The sequence below is a fragment of the Pseudomonas sp. MM227 genome (genome assembly GCF_947090715.1).
GTDB lineage: Bacteria > Pseudomonadota > Gammaproteobacteria > Pseudomonadales > Pseudomonadaceae > Aquipseudomonas > Aquipseudomonas baltica.
In genome coordinates this window covers 1,006,352-1,024,694 of record NZ_OX352319.1, presented here as the reverse complement: position 1 = coordinate 1,024,694, position 18,343 = coordinate 1,006,352, and the positions used below count along the sequence as shown (strand labels likewise).

15 protein-coding genes are annotated in these 18,343 nt (G+C 62.7%); 6 read left to right on the top strand and 9 right to left on the bottom strand.

Annotation, left to right across the window (positions count from 1 at the left end):
- Positions 1-60: 60 nt before the first annotated feature.
- The gene (locus ONG87_RS04585) at positions 61-1,068 is read right to left on the bottom strand and encodes a DUF481 domain-containing protein (RefSeq protein WP_264382289.1); all 1,008 of its coding nucleotides are present in this window, start codon (positions 1,066-1,068) and stop codon (positions 61-63) included.
- An 81-nt stretch (positions 1,069-1,149) separates the two neighbouring features.
- On the opposite strand from ONG87_RS04585, the gene ONG87_RS04580 reads away from it, so the two are divergent.
- Both ONG87_RS04580 and ONG87_RS04575 read left to right on the top strand, forming a co-directional pair.
- A complete protein-coding gene (locus ONG87_RS04580) occupies positions 1,150-1,518 on the top strand; it encodes an MGMT family protein (RefSeq protein WP_264382288.1) in 369 nt (122 codons plus the stop codon).
- 41 nt (positions 1,519-1,559) lie between these two features.
- A complete protein-coding gene (locus ONG87_RS04575; RefSeq protein ID WP_122479451.1) occupies positions 1,560-3,098 on the top strand; it encodes an AmpG family muropeptide MFS transporter in 1,539 nt (512 codons plus the stop codon).
- Positions 3,099-3,152: 54 nt separating this feature from the next.
- Here ONG87_RS04575 and ONG87_RS04570 read toward each other — a convergent pair whose 3' ends face one another.
- Together ONG87_RS04570 and ONG87_RS04565 are read right to left on the bottom strand one after the other, a co-directional pair.
- Positions 3,153-3,995, bottom strand: a complete 843-nt coding sequence (locus ONG87_RS04570) for a mechanosensitive ion channel family protein (protein ID WP_122479452.1) — start codon at positions 3,993-3,995, stop codon at positions 3,153-3,155.
- A 188-nt stretch (positions 3,996-4,183) separates the two neighbouring features.
- On the bottom strand, positions 4,184-4,663 hold the full coding sequence (locus ONG87_RS04565) for a YajQ family cyclic di-GMP-binding protein (RefSeq protein ID WP_192057661.1): 480 nt from the start codon (positions 4,661-4,663) through the stop codon (positions 4,184-4,186).
- Positions 4,664-4,820: 157 nt separating this feature from the next.
- Between ONG87_RS04565 and ONG87_RS04560 the strand changes: the two genes are divergently transcribed.
- From ONG87_RS04560 to ONG87_RS04550, 3 genes are all read left to right on the top strand, one after another.
- Positions 4,821-5,798 (top strand): putative 2-dehydropantoate 2-reductase, encoded by a 978-nt coding sequence (locus ONG87_RS04560; protein ID WP_264382287.1) that lies wholly within the window; start codon positions 4,821-4,823, stop codon positions 5,796-5,798.
- Between the two features lie 273 nt (positions 5,799-6,071).
- Entirely contained in the window at positions 6,072-8,087 is a 2,016-nt protein-coding gene (locus tag ONG87_RS04555) for an ATP-binding protein (protein ID WP_185794025.1), read from the top strand.
- A 2-nt stretch (positions 8,088-8,089) separates the two neighbouring features.
- Positions 8,090-8,650, top strand: a complete 561-nt coding sequence (locus ONG87_RS04550) for a cob(I)yrinic acid a,c-diamide adenosyltransferase (RefSeq protein ID WP_264382286.1) — start codon at positions 8,090-8,092, stop codon at positions 8,648-8,650.
- Positions 8,651-8,748: 98 nt separating this feature from the next.
- Here ONG87_RS04550 and ONG87_RS04545 read toward each other — a convergent pair whose 3' ends face one another.
- The 3 genes from ONG87_RS04545 to secA form a co-directional block, all read right to left on the bottom strand.
- Positions 8,749-9,693, bottom strand: coding sequence for a Nudix family hydrolase (locus ONG87_RS04545; RefSeq protein ID WP_264382285.1), 945 nt, complete (start codon positions 9,691-9,693; stop codon positions 8,749-8,751).
- A gap of 67 nt (positions 9,694-9,760) precedes the next feature.
- The gene (gene argJ, locus ONG87_RS04540) at positions 9,761-10,978 is read right to left on the bottom strand and encodes a bifunctional glutamate N-acetyltransferase/amino-acid acetyltransferase ArgJ (RefSeq protein WP_264382284.1); all 1,218 of its coding nucleotides are present in this window, start codon (positions 10,976-10,978) and stop codon (positions 9,761-9,763) included.
- A gap of 226 nt (positions 10,979-11,204) precedes the next feature.
- Positions 11,205-13,946, bottom strand: a complete 2,742-nt coding sequence (gene secA, locus ONG87_RS04535) for a preprotein translocase subunit SecA (RefSeq protein ID WP_264382283.1) — start codon at positions 13,944-13,946, stop codon at positions 11,205-11,207.
- 308 nt (positions 13,947-14,254) lie between these two features.
- Here secA and ONG87_RS04530 point away from each other — a divergent pair, with 308 nt between their 5' ends.
- Positions 14,255-14,710 carry a DUF721 domain-containing protein gene (locus ONG87_RS04530; protein WP_264382282.1) on the top strand — a complete coding sequence of 152 codons (456 nt, stop codon included), beginning with the start codon at positions 14,255-14,257 and terminating at the stop codon, positions 14,708-14,710.
- Between the two features lie 97 nt (positions 14,711-14,807).
- Here the strand turns inward: ONG87_RS04530 and lpxC are convergent, their stop codons facing one another.
- From lpxC to ftsA, 3 genes are all read right to left on the bottom strand, one after another.
- Positions 14,808-15,719: a UDP-3-O-acyl-N-acetylglucosamine deacetylase gene (gene lpxC / locus ONG87_RS04525; protein WP_043186858.1), complete on the bottom strand. Its 912-nt coding sequence runs from the start codon at positions 15,717-15,719 to the stop codon at positions 14,808-14,810.
- Between the two features lie 112 nt (positions 15,720-15,831).
- On the bottom strand, positions 15,832-17,025 hold the full coding sequence (ftsZ, locus tag ONG87_RS04520) for a cell division protein FtsZ (protein WP_049860625.1): 1,194 nt from the start codon (positions 17,023-17,025) through the stop codon (positions 15,832-15,834).
- 52 nt (positions 17,026-17,077) lie between these two features.
- A complete protein-coding gene (gene ftsA, locus ONG87_RS04515) occupies positions 17,078-18,334 on the bottom strand; it encodes a cell division protein FtsA (protein WP_122479461.1) in 1,257 nt (418 codons plus the stop codon).
- Positions 18,335-18,343: the final 9 nt, after the last annotated feature.

Below are 18,343 nucleotides of genomic sequence, written 5' to 3'. Positions count from 1 at the left end.
CCAGTCCCGCGAAACCCGCGCCAGCCGGGCCTCGCAGACTTGTGTCGGCGTATTGCAATGTTACCAGGCGACACCGAAACCGGCGGTGTAGCGGGTGGTGTCGAGGTCCGCACCGCTGGTGCCGCTGACCAGGTCCTTCTCGGCCTTGAGGTTCAACGACGCCCATTCGGTGACCTTGTAGCGCAGGCCCATTTCGGCATCCAGGCTGTAGTCGGCGACGTTGCCGATCGGCTTGCCGAGTTCGCCGCGGGTGAAGAACTCGACCGTCTTGCCGATCAGGTAGCGGTTGTAGTCCCACTTCATGGCCAGCGAATAGAAGTTGTCCTTGTCGCCGTCGGCATACTGGTAGTCGGTGCGGTTGATCAAGCCACCGAGGGAGAACGCACCCAGTTCGTCGTCCCAGAACTGGTAGCCCGGGCCGGTACCCACGGTGCGCTGACGCTCCAGGTCCTCGATCTTGTCACGCTTGTAATCAACCCGGCCCTGCCAGAACCACTGATCGGTGAGGAAGCGGTCAAGGGAGTATTCGAGATCGAAATTGTCGGTCGTGACGATGCTGTCCTGGGACTCGCGGTTGTACTCGCCAGAGCCGATATGACGCCACTTGCCGTGCCTGGCGGTGGTCTTGAAGGCGACGTTGTAGTCGTCGGTATCGGTTTCGGCGCGCTTGTAGTCCAGGCCCAAATCGACGTTGCCCTTGATCTGCAGATCGGTGACCACCGGCTTGGGTTTGATGATCTGCTGGATGCTGGCCAACTCGACGGTCTTCGGTGCATCACCGTTCTGCAGGATGACCTTGCCGTCTTCGGCGGCCTTGAACGACTTGGTTTTCTCGCCGATGTAGTCATCCTGCTTGACCAGCAGTTCCTGGTCGCTTTCCATAGTCTTGATCTGTTTCCAGTCCAGAGGAATCGAACCACCGTATTCAGTCTTCACCATCAGCTTGCCACCGTCGAACACGGTAATCTTCCCGGAGATACGGTCGCCGTTCTTCAACCAGACTGTATCGGCAAACGTCACGGAAGAGGTGGAAGCCAGGGCAAGGCACAGCAGGGTTCTAGGCAACATAGGCGGATTCTGGGTGCTCTGAAGTGTAGGAAATGCGGCATTATTCGGTAGGACAAGATCCGAGCAAGGACAGACCCCGAGATGACAGACGAGTTCAATTCTCAACTGCAAAATACTCCGGATCAGGCTGCGGCCGTTCGCCGCACTGCGCTGTACACCGTGCTGGCTCAGGTACCGGAGGGCAAAGTGGTGACCTATGGACAGTTGGCCGAACTGGCCATGCTCGGGCGGGCGGCCCGCTGGGTCGGACGTACCCTGAGTCAACTGCCGGACGGTACCCGCCTGCCCTGGCACCGTGTGGTTGCCGCCGGCGGGCGGCTGAGCCTGGCGGCAGGCACGTGCAGCGGGGCCGAACAACGCGCACGCCTGCGTAGCGAAGGCGTGCTGATCATGAAGAATCGCGTGGATATGGCACGCCATGGCTGGCGTCCGGAGCAGGCATGCGGTTAGAGTGCGCGCTTTGTTTCGCAAACTGAGGCAGATTCCAGCCCATGCCCCGTAAAACCTGGCGCGCCGCGCTCGCCGCTTATGCCAGCCCTTCCACCGTTGTGCTTCTGCTGCTCGGTTTCGCTGCCGGCCTGCCGTACATGCTGGTGTTTTCAACCCTGTCGGTGTGGTTGCGTGAAGCGGGCGTCGCCCGTGAAACCATCGGTTATGCCAGCCTCATTGGCCTGGCCTATGCCTTCAAATGGGTATGGTCGCCGCTGCTCGACCAGTGGCGGCTGCCGCTGCTCGGCAAGCTGGGTCGGCGTCGCTCCTGGCTGGTGCTGGCCCAGGCTCTGGTGATCCTCGGCCTGGTGGGCATGAGTTTCTGCGACCCGCAGAAGCATCTGTCGTGGTTGATCGCGATTGCCGTGGTGGTCGCGTTCGCCTCGGCCACTCAGGACATCGCGGTAGACGCCTACCGCCTGGAAATCGCCGAAGACCAGCGCCAGGCCGCCCTCGCCGCCAGCTACATGGCCGGCTACCGCGTGGCCGCGCTGCTGGCCACCGCCGGCGCGCTGTACTTCGCCGAAGGCTTCGGTTCCACCGGCTTCGCCTATCTGCACCAGGCCTGGGCCAACACGTACCTGCTGTTCGGTGTGCTGATGGTACCGGCACTGATCACTACCCTGATCATGCGCGAACCCCCGGTAGCCCTGCGCACGCAATTGTCCGCAGCGCGCTACGGCTTCAGCCACCAACTGATGTCGGTGTTCGTGCTGATCGTGTTGCTGGTGTCGGTGCCGGCGATGTTCACCCAGTTGTACAACACCGATTTTGCCAGCGTGCTGTTCGGCAGCCAGAGCCTGATCGACCTGCTGCTCGAGGACCGGGCATTCCTGCGTGCGCTGCTCTACATAATCCTGACTGCGGTGTGCCTGTCTTCGGTCGGTCGCCGCGGGTTGGCTCCCGTGCTCACACCGATCAACGATTTCATCCTGCGCTACCGCTGGCAGGCATTGCTGCTGCTGGGCCTGATCGCGACCTACCGGATGTCCGATACGGTGATGGGTGTCATGGCCAACGTCTTCTACATCGACCAAGGCTTCACCAAGGACCAGATCGCCAGCGTCAGCAAGATCTTCGGCCTGATCATGACCCTGCTCGGCGCCGGCTTCGGCGGCCTGCTGATCGTGCGCTTCGGCATCCTGCCCATTCTGTTCATCGGTGGCATCACTTCGGCGGGGACCAACCTGCTGTTCCTGATGCTGGCCGACATGGGGCCGAATCTGCAGATGCTGGTGCTGACCATCTCGCTGGACAACTTCAGCTCCGGGCTCGCCACTTCGGCCTTCGTCGCCTACCTGTCGAGCCTGACCAACCTCAAGTTCTCGGCGACCCAATACGCCCTGCTGAGCTCGATCATGCTCCTCCTGCCGCGCCTGATCGGGGGCTACTCAGGGGTCATGGTCGAGAAGTTCGGCTACCACAATTTCTTCCTCATCACCGCCCTGCTCGGTGTGCCGACCCTGCTGCTGATCGCCCTGCACTGGAAGCAGGAGAATGCCCGCATCGCGCGCGACGGGCCTGACGAAGAACCCTCCTGACAAAAAAAAGCCCCGGCCATGATGACCGGGGCTTTTTCGTGAAGCGTTGCGAACCTACTTGGCTTCTCCTTCCTGCATCACCCGAATCACACGCTGCGGAAACGGAATGTCGATGCCTTCGGCACGCAGGCGATCGCGAATCTCGCCGTTGAGCATATTGGTCACGCCGCCGAAGTCGCCAGTGTTCACCCAGATCCGCAGGGACACGGTGATCGAGCTGTCGCCCAGGGCCGCCACGACGGCCTCGGGTGCCGGGGTCTGCAACACGCGTGGGTCCTTGGCCAGGTCCAGCAGGATCTCGCGAGCTTTCTGCAGGTCGGCATCGTAGTCCACACCGATGTCGAAGGTGATCTTGCGCGTGGGCTGACGGTTGGTGTTGGTGATGATGCCGTTGGACAGGTTGCCGTTGGGCAGGATCACCGTGCGGTTGTCGCCGGTGCGCAACACGGTATGGAAGATCTGGATGGAGTCGACCGTGCCGCTCACACCCTGTGCTTCGATCCAGTCGCCGATGCGAAAGGGACGGAACAGCAGGATCAGCACGCCGCCGGCGAAGTTCGCCAGGCTGCCTTGCAGGGCCAGGCCGATGGCCAGGGTCGCACCACCGATGGCGGCAACGAACGAGGTCGTCTCGATACCGATCATCGAGGCCACGCTGACCATCAAGAGGATCTTCAGGATGATATTGGCGATCGTGCCGATGAAGTTCTGCAGCGCCAGATCGATGTGACGCAGGGCCAGCAGTTTCTGCAGGTTGGCGGTGACTCGGTTGATCAACCACCAACCCACGCACAGCACCACCAAGGCGAGGATCACCTTGCTGCCGTACTGCATGACCATCGGAATCCAGGCCTGCGAGGCCTGGACCAGATGATTGACTTCCGCGTTCAAATCCATGGGGTTCTCCTACCGCCTTCGTTCAAGCTTCGTTCAAGAAAAGCGTGCGATAACCGGCAAAGACCGGCTCGGGCGTACCGGCGCCACGATCTGAAAGGCCACGGCAAGCCCGGCGCCAGAGGCTCCGGCCGCACTGATGCTCCGACGCCGGTCGCCTGGCAAGGTTCAGCCCGGCCCGCCGTTCTTCATCAATCGCGAAAGTTGTTGAACTGCAGCGGCATGCCGAATTCCTTCGCGCGCAGGGCAGCGATTGCCTCCTGCAAGTCATCGCGTTTCTTGCCGGTGATGCGCACCTGCTCACCCTGGATGGCAGCCTGCACCTTGAGCTTGGCGTCCTTGACGTGAGCGACGATCTTCTTCGCCAGTTCCTTCTCGATACCTTCGCGCAGGATCGCTTCCTGCTTCATTTCCTTACCCGAGGCGTAGGCTTCCTTGACCTCGAGGCATTGCACGTCGATCTTGCGCTTGACCAGTGCCAGCTTGAGAATCTCGATCATGGCTTCCAGCTGGTACTCGGCTTCGGCGGTCAGGGTGACCGTCAGCTCCTTGAATGCGAAACTGCCTTTTCCCTTGAGATCGTAACGGCGATCCAGCTCCTTGATGGCGTTGTCGACCGCGTTGGTGACTTCGTGCTTGTCCAACTCGGACACTACGTCGAACGAGGGCATGTGTTTCCTCCAGAATTGATCGGCGGCTCGTTGAAAGAAGGAGCACGCCTGGCTTGACGATTGAAATGCCCGCTCATTATAAGGGAGCCGGCATCGTGAAATGCCACCCCACCGCTTGAATTCAGGCATGGGTCATCACTTTCCACACGAGCCTGATATGCGCAACCTCCCCCCAAGCAATGCGGCCGCCGACGAACCAGCGCTGGTCGTCGCAGAACCGCCGGCAGCCCGATCCTGGCATGTGTTGGGCGCAGGCAGCCTAGGTACGTTGTGGGCGTGCCGCCTGGCCCGCGCGGGCTTGCAGGTGCAACTGTTATTGCGCAATGCCGCGCGCCTGCAGGCCTACCGCGCAGCCGGTGGCTTGCGCTTGATCGAAAGCGGCGAGGCCAGCGTTCACTGCCTGCCGGCCACCGACGTGGCCGCCGAGGGCGCGATCACCCGCCTGTTGCTGACCTGCAAGGCCTACGATGCGCAAGCGGCCATTGCCAGTGTCGCCGCGCGGCTGGCACCCGGCGCCGAAGTGATCCTTCTGCAGAACGGCATGGGCAGTCAGCAGGCGGTGGCCGAAATGCTGCCGCAGGCGCGCTGTATCTATGCCTCGACCACCGAAGGCGCCTACCGTGCCGCCGATTTCGAGGCGGTTTTCGCCGGGCAGGGCTTTACCTGGCTGGGCGATGCCGACCCGGCCTGCCCCACCCACCCTGCAGCCTTGCTGGCCGACCTAAAGCGTTCCGGCATCGCTCATCAGTGGACACCCAGTATCCATTCGCGCCTGTGGCGCAAGCTGGCGCTCAACTGCGCGATCAACCCGCTGACCGTGCTGTACGGCTGTCGCAATGGCGCGTTGGCGGACCATCACGACGAAGTGGCCATCCTTTGCGCCGAGCTGGCACAGCTGCTGGACGCGGGCGGGCAGGTGGACGCGGCCCAGGGGCTGCACGAGGAAGTACGACGGGTTATCCAGGCGACCGCTGCCAATTACTCTTCGATGTACCAGGACGTCGACCAGGGTCGGCGCACCGAAATCGACTATCTGCTGGGCTACGCCTGCAAAGCCGCGCTGGAGCGGCACTGCGAGGTGCCACATCTGCAAGCACTGCAGGCGCGGCTGGTGCGGGCCTTGAACAAGACCTGAGACCGCGCCCTTCGCGGCCACCGACCGCTCCTACGGCGGGACGCACGATCTCCGTAGGAGCGGTCCGTGGCCGCGAAACAGCCGCGCGGTGAATCAGGCATACCGCAGCGCGCTCTTCGCGGCCACTGGCCGCTCCTACGGAGGGACGCACGATCTGCGTAGGAGCGGTCATCGGCCGCGAAACAGGCGCCGCGGTGTATCAGGCGAACCGCGGGATTTGCAAAACAGGTTTGCTACACTGGCGCTCTGCCCTGCCGTGGAAGCGACCCGCCAATGCCCTTGCGCCAGAGACTCGAAAACCTGCCGGTTGGCCAGAAACTGCTGGCGGCCCTGCTGGTGCTGTTGACCACGGTCCTGCTGGTCGCCAACCTGACGTTCATCAGTGCCGCCTACTGGATTTCCCAGGAAAGCATGGCGCCCCAGGCCTTGCAGACCATCGGCCGACTGCTGGCCAACCCTGGCCTTGCGCAGCGGGCGGTACGCTCGCCGCAGGACGCCGAAGCGCTGCTCGAAGAGCTCAACAGCTATTCCCCGTTGCGCGCCGCCGCCATCTACGACGCCCAGGGCGAGCGCCTGGCCCAGTTGCAGCACGGCGACCGGCTGAAGATGCCGGCCCGCTTCGCCAGCATCGAAGCCTGGCGCTCCACCGAATTCCGCAGCACCCAGTTGGTGCCTCTGCCCAGTGCCGGCCATCTGCTGCTGGTGGCCAGCAGCGAACTGCCCGTGGCGTTCTACACCGGCACGCTGACTGCCAGCCTGGGCATCCTGGTGTTCAGCGTGCTGTTGTGGATGATCATCGCCCGGCAGATCAAGCGCTTGATCACCCAACCCATCTATCGCCTCGAAGAGCTGTCGCGCCAGGTCACCCGCGAAGAAAACTACGCCTTGCGCGCCGGCCGCGGCAACCACGACGAGATCGGCAGCCTGGCGGAAGCGTTCAACACCATGCTTTCACGCATCGAGGCCCGCGAACAGCAACTCAAGCGTGCCCGCGACGAGTCCCAGGCCGCCTACGACCAGGCCCAGGGGCTGGCCGAAGAAACTCGCCACACCAACCGCAAGCTCGAACTCGAAGTCCAGGTGCGCAGCAAGATCGAGAAGAAACTCACCGGCTTTCAGAACTACCTCAACAGCATCATCGACTCCATGCCTTCGGCACTCATTGCCCTCGACGAGCAGCTGTACGTCACCCAATGGAATCAGGAAGCCAGCGCACTTTCCGGAACACCGCTGGACGAGGCGCTCAATCAACCGATCTTTCTTGCATTCGCCCCGCTCAAACCGTTCCTGCCGCAGCTCAAGACCACGGTCGAACAGCACACGGTGGCCAAGATCGAGCGGGTCACCTGGGTCAAGGACGACACCCCACACCATTACGCGCTGACCTTCTATCCGCTGATGGGCGGTGCCGGCCGCGGCGTGGTGATTCGCATCGACGACATCACTCAGCGCCTGTCCCTGGAAGAGATGATGGTGCAGTCGGAAAAGATGCTCTCGGTGGGGGGGCTGGCCGCCGGCATGGCCCACGAAATCAACAACCCCCTGGGCGCGATCCTGCACAACGTGCAGAACGTCAGGCGCCGCCTTTCGGCCGACCTGCCGAAGAACCTCGAACAGGCCAGCGATGCCGGTGTCGATCTGGCAGCAGTGAACGCCTACCTGCAAGGGCGCGAAATCCCGCAGCTGCTCGACGGCATTCAGCAGGCCGGTGCACGGGCAGCCAAGATCGTCACCCACATGCTCAGCTTCAGCCGCCGCAGCACGCGGGAAATGGCACCGTGCGACCTGCCCGCCCTGATCGACCAGGCGGTGGAGATCGCCGGCAACGACTTCGACCTGGCGATCGGTTTCGACTTCAAGGGACAAAACATCGTGCGCCAGTTCGACCCGGCGCTGGGCCCGGTACCGGGCACTGCCAACGAGCTGGAGCAAGTGCTGCTCAACCTGCTGAAAAACGCGGCGCAGGCCATTCACCAGCGCAACGACGAGCACGAGCCGGGTCGCATCATCCTGCGCACCCGGCTGAGCCCGCCGTGGGCGGAAATCCAGGTCGAGGACAACGGCGTGGGCATGCCCGAAAGCGTGCGCAAGCGTACGTTCGAGCCCTTCTTCACCACCAAGGAGATTGGCCAGGGCACCGGCCTGGGCCTGTCGGTGTCCTACTTCATCATCACCAACAACCACAAGGGCCAGATGGAAGTGCAATCCAGCCCTGGCCAGGGCACCTGCTTCACCCTGCGCCTGCCGTTGGCCGGCAATCCGCTGCCCCTCACCACCACGGAGATATGAGCATGGGCTTTCGCCTGACGAAGATTTACACGCGCACCGGCGACCAGGGCGAAACCGGGCTTGGCGATGGACGTCGGGTGCCCAAGGACCATCCGCGAGTCGAGGCTATTGGCGAAGTGGACACCTTGAACAGCCAGTTGGGCGTGCTGCTGGCGGGATTGGCGGAAGATCCGCGCCTGAACGAGGTGTACGAGGTGCTTGCGCCCTGCCAGCATCGGCTGTTCGATCTGGGTGGCGAGTTGGCCATGCCCGCGTACCAGGCACTCGATGCTGGCGAAGTGGAGCGCCTGGAAACGGCCATCGATACCTGGAATGACGAAGTCGGCGCGCTAGAGAATTTCATCCTGCCAGGCGGTTCGATGCTGATCGCCCAGGCCCATGTGTGCCGTAGCCTGGCGCGCAGTGCCGAACGTCGCTGTCAGCAGCTCAATGCCGTGGAGCCGTTGTCGGTGGTGAGCCTGGCGTACATCAATCGGCTTTCGGACCTGCTGTTCGTGGCGGCGCGGATCATCGCTCGACGTCAGGCTATTGCCGAGATTCTTTGGCAGTCTGCCAAGCCGTGAGAGTGGCGCAGGCTGCAGGTCGCCAGTACCGCGTCAGGTCAGTGGGTCTCGAGGGACAGCTGACGCGGCTTGCGCCGCTGCTACAGGGGCCAGGGCGGCTACAGGGTTGGCCAGAACGCGCGGATGCCTGCGACGCCCTGCGCGCCGATCTCCCAAGCCTTCGCCTGATCCTGCGGACCCATCCCGCCCAGTAGATAGACCGGCTGGTTGAAGCCCTCGATCAAACCATGCGCCTGATCCCATCCCAACGGCTGGGCATCGGGATGCGTGAGGGTCGGTTGCACCGGCGACAGGGTGATGAAATCCACCCCCATCTGCCGCGCCAGCGCCAGCTCCTCGGCGTCGTGACAGGAGGCCGCCAGCCAACGTTCTTGCGGAAACGGCCGGCCCTTGCTGGCGTACTTGCGCAGCTGCGCAGACGTCAGATGCCACCCGGCCGAAGGGAAATCGCCCAGCCATTCCAACGGCCCCTTGAGCATCAACTGGGCCTTGCCGGCGCACAACCCCACTGCGTCCACCGCCAAGTCGCGGTACTGCGGATCGTAGCCATTGGGTGCGCGCAGCTGCAGCAGCTTGATACCACCGGCAATCGCCTTCTGCATCCCGCGCAACAAGGTCGGGTTATCCAGCCCATCCGGAGTGATGAGATACTCACCGGGCAGACTCGCAGCCGCGACGATGGGACGATTGGCTGCCGGAAACTCGTAGCCCGGCAGCTCGCGTGCCTTGACCCAGGCCACGGGCTGACCTTCGACGCCATGCGGCTGGCCAGTGAACTCGGTCACTTCCCAGACATCCAGCAGCACCTGCTTGTCGGCATAGTCGTGATGCACCTTGATCAATGGCCGCGCCTGGCCGACCTCGATCCCCAGTTCTTCGCGCAGCTCCCGCGCCAGCGCCGTCTGCACCGTCTCGCCGGCCTCGACCTTGCCGCCGGGAAGCTCCCATAAACCGCCCTGGTGCTGGGCATCGGCACGGCGGGCAATCAAGATACGGTTATCTGCGCCACGGATCACCGCGGCGGCTACATGCACTCGTTTCACGCATTCTCCAGGCCGCACTGAGCTACCAACGCCCAGGTGCACCATGGAGCACACCCGGGCCTGACCGTCAGGTACGGTATTCGGCGTTGATCTTCACATATTCATGGGACAGGTCGGTGGTCCAGATGGTCTCGCTGCAATCGCCGCGGCCCAGCTCGATACGAATGCCGATTTCTGCCTGCGCCATCACCGCCGAACCCTGCTCCTCGGTATAGGTAGCCGCACGCGCGCCATGACTGGCGATGCACACCTCGCCCAGGAACACATCGATCTTGCTGACATCCAGTTCCGGCACGCCTGCACGGCCGACGGCCGCCAGGATGCGCCCCCAGTTCGGATCGGAGGCGAACAAGGCGGTTTTGATCAGCGGCGAGTGAGCCACGGTGTAGGCCACATCCAGGCATTCCTGGTGGTTGCTGCCGCCGTTGACCTGGACGGTGACGAACTTGGTCGCCCCTTCACCGTCGCGCACGATGGCCTGGGCCACTTCCATGCACACCTCGAAGACCGCCTGCTTCAGCGCCGCGAACAACGGCCCGCTGGCCTCGCTGATCTCTGGCAATGCTGCCTGCCCGGTAGCCACCAGCATGCAGCAGTCGTTGGTCGACGTGTCGCCGTCGATGGTGATGCGGTTGAACGACTTGTTGGCGCCGTCGCGCAGCAGATCCTGCAGTACGTGGGGCGCGACCTTGGCGTCGGTGGCAATGTAGCCAAGCATGGTCGCCATGTTTGGCCGGATCATGCCCGCACCCTTGCTGATCCCGGTCACGGTGACGGTCACGCCGTCGTGCTGGAACTGGCGGCTGGCGCCTTTGGGCAAGGTATCGGTGGTCATGATGCCAGTGGCCGCGGCGGCCCAGTTGTCCACCGACAGGTCGTCGAGAGCGGCCTGCAGGGCCCCTTCGATCTTCTCCACGGGCAGAGGCTCGCCGATCACTCCGGTGGAAAACGGCAGCACGGCGCTGGCGTCCACCCCGGCCAATTCGGCGAGCCGCGCCGTGGTGCGCTCGGCGGCAGCCAGGCCGGGCTCACCGGTACCGGCGTTGGCATTGCCGGTGTTGGTCAGCAGGTAACGCACAGCGCCGCCCACGCGCTGCCGGGAGACGATGACCGGTGCCGCACAGAACGCATTCAGGGTGAACACGCCAGCGACGCTGGAACCCTCGGCGCAGCGCATGACCACCACGTCCTTGCGGCCGGGGCGTTTGATGCCGGCGCTGGAGATGCCCAGCTCGAAACCGGGAACCGCATGCAGCGTGGGCAGTGGACCAAGACCAACAGCCATGTGAGCACTCCTTTGAAGACTGTACGGCGTAGCGTCGACGCCGCCATTGAATGGACGAACGCCGCGATCGGATCACCGAAATCCACCGCAGGAGCGGTCAGCGGCCGCGAAACAGACGACGCGGTATACCTGCCAGACCGTGTCGTACTTTTCGCGGCCACTGACCGCTCCTACGGGGAGCCGGCGTCAGTCGCGGCGTGCTATTGCTTGAAGCAACGTGCGGCAATCAGTCGATCTTGCCGTGGCAATGCTTGAATTTCTTGCCTGAACCACACCAGCACAGCTCGTTGCGGCCCAGTTTCTGGTCATTGCGCACCGGCTCCGACACTGTGGCGGCAATCACTTCGGCGTCCTCCGCCAAGGCTTCAGGCTGATCCAGGCCTGGCGCAGGAGCGTGTTCGAACTGCATGCGCGCAGCCAGCTCTTCGGCATCGCGACGCAGACGAGCTTCTTCCTCGACCGGATCTTCGCGGCGCACCTGAACGTGGGAAAGCACACGGATGGTGTCGCGCTTGATCGAATCCAGCAGCTCCTGGAACAGGCTGAACGACTCGCGCTTGTATTCCTGCTTCGGGTTCTTCTGGGCGTAGCCGCGCAGGTGGATACCGTGACGCAGGTGGTCCATGGTCGACAGGTGATCTTTCCACAGGTCGTCGAGCACGCGCAGCAGGATCTGCTTCTCGAAGGTGCGCAACGCATCGGCGCTGGCCTGGTCTTCCTTCTCTGTGTAGGCCGCCAGCAGCTCGGCCATGACTTTCTCGCGCAGCGTTTCTTCGTAGAGCTTGGCGTCGGCGTCCAGCCACTGCTGGATCGGCAGGCTCACACCGAAATCGGTCTGCAGCGCCGCTTCCAGACCGGCCACGTCCCACTGCTCGGGCAGCGACTGTGGCGGAATGTGCTGGGCGAACAGCTGGCCCAGCACTTCCTGGCGGAAGTCGGCAATGGTGTCACCGACGTTGTCGGACGCCAGCAGACTGTTGCGCATGTGGTAGATGACCTTGCGCTGCTCGTTGGCGACATCGTCGAATTCGAGCAATTGCTTGCGGATGTCAAAGTTGCGGCCTTCGACCTTGCGCTGGGCCTTTTCGATGGCGTTGGTCACCATGCGATGTTCGATGGCTTCACCGGACTGCATGCCCAGCGCCTTCATGAAGTTCTTCACCCGGTCAGACGCGAAGATGCGCATCAGGCTGTCTTCCAGCGACAGGTAGAAGCGGCTGGAACCGGCATCACCCTGGCGACCGGCACGGCCCCGCAACTGATTGTCGATACGGCGTGATTCGTGACGCTCGGAGGCGATCACATGCAGGCCACCGGATTCGAGCACCTGCTGGTGACGCTTCTGCCAGTCGGCCTTGATCTGGGCAATCTGTTCCGGCGACGGGTCCTCGAGGGAAGCCACTTCGACCTCCCAGTTGCCGCCCAGAAGAATGTCGGTACCACGGCCAGCCATGTTGGTGGCAATGGTCAGCGCACCCGGACGACCGGCCTGCGCGATGATCTCGGCTTCCTTCTCGTGGAACTTGGCGTTGAGCACCTTGTGCTCGATGCCTTCCTGGTTGAGCAGGCGCGACATGTGCTCGGAGGTTTCGATGGTGGCAGTACCCACCAGCACCGGCCGGCCCTGGGCCATGCTTTCCTTGATGTCGGTGACGATGGCGGCGTATTTCTCGTCCGCAGTCAGGTACACCAGGTCGTTGAAGTCCTTGCGCGCGAGCGGCTTGTTCGGCGGAATGACCATCACGTTGAGCTGATAGATCTGGGCGAATTCGAACGCCTCGGTATCGGCCGTACCGGTCATGCCCGACAGTTTGTTGTACAGGCGGAAGTAGTTCTGGAACGTGGTCGAGGCGAGCGTCTGGCTCTCGGCCTGAATGTTCAGATTTTCCTTGGCCTCGATGGCCTGGTGCAGGCCCTCGGACAGGCGACGGCCCGGCATGGTACGACCGGTGTGCTCGTCGACCAGCAGGATCTGGCCGTCCTGGACGATGTACTCGACGTTGCGGTTGAACAGCTTGTGCGCACGCAGGCCGGCATACACGTGGGTCAGCAGGCCCAGGTTGTGCGCCGAATAAAGGCTCTCGCCCTCGGCCAGCAGACCGGCGCGGGTGAGCATTTCCTCGATGTACTGGTGGCCGGCTTCGTTGAGTTCGACCTGGCGGGTCTTCTCGTCGATGCTGTAGTGGCCTTCCTTGGTGACCTGACCTTCCACTTCCTCGATGTGCTGCTCGAGTTGCGGAATCAGGCGGTTGATTTCGGTGTACAGCTTGGAGCTGTCCTCGGCCTGACCGGAAATGATCAGCGGCGTGCGGGCTTCGTCGATGAGGATGGAGTCGACTTCGTCGATCACGGCGAAATTCAGCTCGCGCTGGAATTTCTCTTCCATGCTGAACGCCATGTTGTCGCGCAGATAGTCGAAACCGAATTCGTTGTTGGTGCCGTAGGTGATGTCGGCAGCGTAGGCCAGACGCTTCTCGTCCGGCGGCGCGAACGGCGTGACCACGCCCACGGTCAGGCCCAGGTACTCGTACAGCGGACGCATCCAGTTGGCGTCGCGACGGGCCAGGTAGTCGTTGACCGTGACCACATGCACGCCCTTGCCGGACAGCGCATTGAGGTAAACGCCCAGGGTCGCCACCAGGGTCTTGCCTTCACCTGTACGCATTTCGGCGATCATGCCTTCGTGCAGGGTGAGGCCGCCGATCAGCTGGACATCGAAGTGCCGCATGCCCATGACGCGCTTGCCGGCTTCGCGGCACACGGCGAAGGCTTCGGGCAGCAGCTGGTCGAGGGTCTCGCCTTTTGCCAGGCGGGCCTTGAACTCTGCGGTCTTGGCGCGCAGCTGCTCGTCCGAAAGGGCCACCATCTGCTCTTCGAAGGCATTGACGGCTTGTACCGTCTTGAGCATGCGTCGTACTTCACGCTCGTTCTTGCTTCCAAAAAGTTTCTTTAACAAAGGCGCAAACATATTGGCAGGATCTTCCACACATAGGGATGGAGGGCGGCCCCGTGAGTCGCCCGTGCAGCCCTCATGGCCGCATGCGAACGAGCATTCTACCCGGAAACGATGGAGAGGAAAGTGGCGCGATGTCCACGATGCTGGCACAGCGTTGTGACGGGGCGGTTTTACAATAAGGGCTTTTTCGCCAACTTCAACCCGCAAGCTGCAGATGTCATCTATTCGAACGTTCACAGGCCCGCCGGTGTACCCACGTAAAACGGTGACGACAAGGGATTCTGCTAACATGCCGACTCTGTAACCTCAGGTGTATCTCCATGGTCTTTCGGCCCCTGCCCGCCCGGGCTCCAGCGGTGCTGCTGCGCGAAGCCAAGCCGCTCAAGGCCTTGTTCAGCCACGCCCAGCGCCTGTCGCACCTGCAGCGCCTGCTCGAGAGCCAGCTGCAGCCTGCGGCGCGCGAGCATTGCTACGTTGCTTCGTGGCGCGAAGGCAGCCTGTTGCTGATTGTCACCGACGGCCACTGGGCTACGCGCCTGCGCTATCAGCAAAAGCGCCTGCAGCGCGACCTGCAGGCCCTGGAGGAATTCGGCAGCCTGACCCGTATCCTGTTCAAGGTGCAGCCGCCCATGGTGCAGAGCAAGGCCGGAGAGCGCAGCATCGATCTGTCCATCGGCGCGGGCGAGAACATTCAGGCCACCGCCGACGGCATCAGCGATCCGAATCTGCGCGCCGCGCTGGAGCGCCTGGCAGCTCACGCCAAACGCGTGCGCTGAACCCGCTGGCAATGCCCTAGGCATCCCGAACGCCACGCAAAAAAAAGCCACCCAATGGGTGGCCTATAAAATGTGTAACCAGAAAAGAGAGGTTGTATCAACCCAACGCAGCTGGCCGCATGTAGGAGATCGGTACCGTACTGGCATCTTCGAACGTGACCACTTCCCACGCATCGTCCTGCTCGAGCAGACGACGCAGAAGCTGGTTGTTCAGTGCGTGGCCCGACTTGTAGCCACGGAATTCGCCAATCAGGCTGTTGCCCAGCTGATAGAGATCGCCGATTGCATCGAGGATCTTGTGCTTGACGAACTCGTCTTCGTAACGAAGACCGTCCTCGTTCATGACGCCTGCCTCGTCCACCACGATAGCGTTCTCGACGCTGCCGCCCAGTGCACGATTGTGCTTGCGCAGGTACTCAAGGTCGCTCATGAAACCGAACGTGCGAGCGCGACTGACTTCCTTCACGAAGGACGTGCTGGAGAAGTCGACACTGGCACTCTGGGTGCGATCCTTGAAGACAGGATGATCGAAATCTATCTCGAAGCTCACCTTGAAACCTTCGAAAGGCAGGAAGGTGGCGCGCTTGTCGCCCTCCGTCACTGTCACTTCACGCAGGATGCGGATGAATTTCTTCGGCGCGTCCTGTTCTTCCAGGCCAGCCGATTGAATCAGGAATACGAAGGGTCCGGCGCTGCCATCCATGATCGGCACTTCGGACGCGGAGAGCTCGACGTAGGCGTTATCGATTCCCAGGCCCGCCATGGCCGACAGTAGATGCTCTACGGTATCGACCTTGACATCGCCATTGACCAAAGTGGTGGACATCGTGGTAGCGCCGACATTGTGGGCGCGCGCAGGAATCTGCACGACCGGATCAAGGTCGACACGGCAGAACACGATGCCGGTATCCACGGGCGCAGGCTTCAAGGTCAGGTAGACCTTCTCACCGGAGTGCAGACCGACGCCTGTGGCACGGATAATATTCTTCAGGGTGCGTTGTTTAATCATGGCATTGGCCGCTTCAGCGCAAATTGCGAACTGGTATCAACAAAGGCTGGCGATGATAGCAGACCGAACCTTTGCTGAACACCAATCACCCTAATACCCCTGATAAATTGCATCAATCGGCCTGACGACGCAGGAAGGCCGGGATGTCCAGATAATCCAGGTCATCCTGTGGGTTCAGCTTGGCCGCTGCAGCAGCACCGGCGTGAGCCTGGTTGCGCATCACGGTCGGACGATCCAGGTCGCGGTAGTTCACCGACGGTGCGTCCTGGCGAGCCGGCTGCTGCGACGGTGGCGGCGTCTGCGCTGCGGTCTGCATGGTGTTGTCGATGACCTTCACAGGTTTCTCGATCTTCGCGCCCAGGCCGGTGGCCACGACGGTCACGTGCAGCTCGTCGCGCATGTCCGGGTCGATGACGGTACCCACCTTGACCATCGCGTGGTCGGAGGCGAACGCTTCGATGATGCTACCCACGTCGGAGTATTCACCCAGCGACAGGTCGGGACCTGCGGTGATGTTGACCAGAATGCCGCGAGCGCCCTGCAGGTTGACGTCCTCGAGCAGCGGGTTGCGAATGGCCGCTTCGGTGGCCTCGCGCGCGCGGTTCGGGCCGCTGGCGCAGCCGGTCCCCATCATCGCCATGCCCATTTCACTCATCACGGTACGCACATCGGCGAAGTCGACGTTGATCATGCCCGGACGCTTGATGATGTCCGAGATACCGCGAACGGCACCGGCCAGCACGTCGTCGGCCTTGGCGAACGCCGACAGCAGGCTGGCGTCCTTGCCCAGGATGGTCAGCAGCTTCTCGTTGGGAATGGTGATCAACGAGTCGACGCTTTCGGACAGCATGCGAATGCCTTCGTCGGCGATCTGCATGCGCTTGCGGCCTTCGAAGGGGAACGGACGGGTCACGACCGCGACGGTCAGGATGCCCATTTCCTTGGCCACTTCGGCGATGATCGGCGCAGCACCGGTACCGGTACCGCCACCCATGCCGGTGGTGATGAAGACCATGTTGGTGCCTTGCAGCACTTCGGCGATGCGCTCGCGGTCTTCCATCGCGGCCTGACGGCCGACTTCAGGGTTGGCGCCAGCGCCCAGGCCCTTGGTCACACCGGTACCCAGCTGCAGGATGGTGCGCGCGCCGATGTTCTTGAGTGCCTGAGCATCGGTGTTGGCGCAGATGAATTCAACGCCTTCGATGTTGCTCTTGACCATGTGGTTGACGGCGTTGCCGCCGCCGCCGCCGACACCGATAACTTTGATTACCGGGCTTTGCGGGATGTTGTCTACGAGTTCGAACATGTGCCCTCTCCTTTCTCTATTTGTGTGCGCCTACCGCTACTGCCGTTTTGAATCAGAAATTGCCTTGCACCCAACGCTTCAGCCGTTCCAGCACCGGAGCCTTGGTGTCATCGCTGTAATTGCCGCTGTTGCTGATACCTGACAGGTTCAAGCCATCGGACTGTTTCTGCAGGCCATACATCAGCAGGCCCACGCCGGTGGAATAGATCGGGTTGCTGATGACGTCGCTCAGCCCCCGCACGCTATGCGGTACGCCCAGGCGCACCGGCATGTGGAAGATTTCTTCGGCCAGCTCGACCGCGCCTTCCATTTTTGCCGTACCACCGGTCAGCACGATGCCGGCCGGGATGAGGTCTTCGTAGCCGCTGCGACGCAGCTCGGCCTGAATCAGGGTGAACAGCTCGTCGTAGCGCGGCTCGACGACTTCGGCCAGCGCCTGGCGCGACAGCTCGCGCGGAGGACGGTCGCCGACACTGGGCACCTTGATGGTTTCGCCGGCGCCGGCCAGCTTGGCCAGGGCGCAGGCGTAACGGATCTTGATTTCTTCGGCGTACTGCGTCGGTGTGCGCAGGGCCATGGCGATGTCGTTGGTGACCTGATCGCCCGCGATGGGAATGACCGCGGTGTGGCGAATGGCGCCTTCGGTGAAGATGGCGATATCGGTGGTGCCGCCGCCGATGTCGACCAGGCAGACACCCAGCTCTTTCTCGTCATCGGTCAGCACCGAATAGGCCGAGGCCAGCTGCTCGAGAATGATGTCGTCGATTTCCAGGCCGCAGCGGCGCACGCACTTCTCGATGTTCTGCGCAGCGTTGACGGCGCAGGTGACCACATGGACCTTGGCTTCCAGACGCACGCCGGACATGCCCAGAGGCTCGCGCACGCCTTCCTGGTTGTCGATCACGTAGTCCTGCGGCAGGGTGTGCAATACGCGCTGGTCGGCGGGAATCGCCACGGCCTGGGCCGCGTCCAGAACCCGCTCCAGGTCAGCGGTGCTGACCTCGCGGTCGCGAATGGCCACGATACCATGGGAGTTCAGGCTGCGGATGTGGTTACCGGCGACGCCGACGAACGCCGAGTGAATGCGGCAACCGGCCATCAGCTGGGCTTCCTCGACCGCGCGCTGGATCGACGCCACGGTCGACTCGATGTTCACCACCACGCCCTTCTTCAGGCCGCGCGAGGGGTGGGTACCGATCCCGACGATGTCCAGCGTACCGTCGGCTGCCACCTCGCCCACCAGCGCCACCACCTTGGAGGTGCCGATGTCCAGCCCGACGATCATTTTGCCGCTTTGAACGTTTGCCATGGTCCTGCC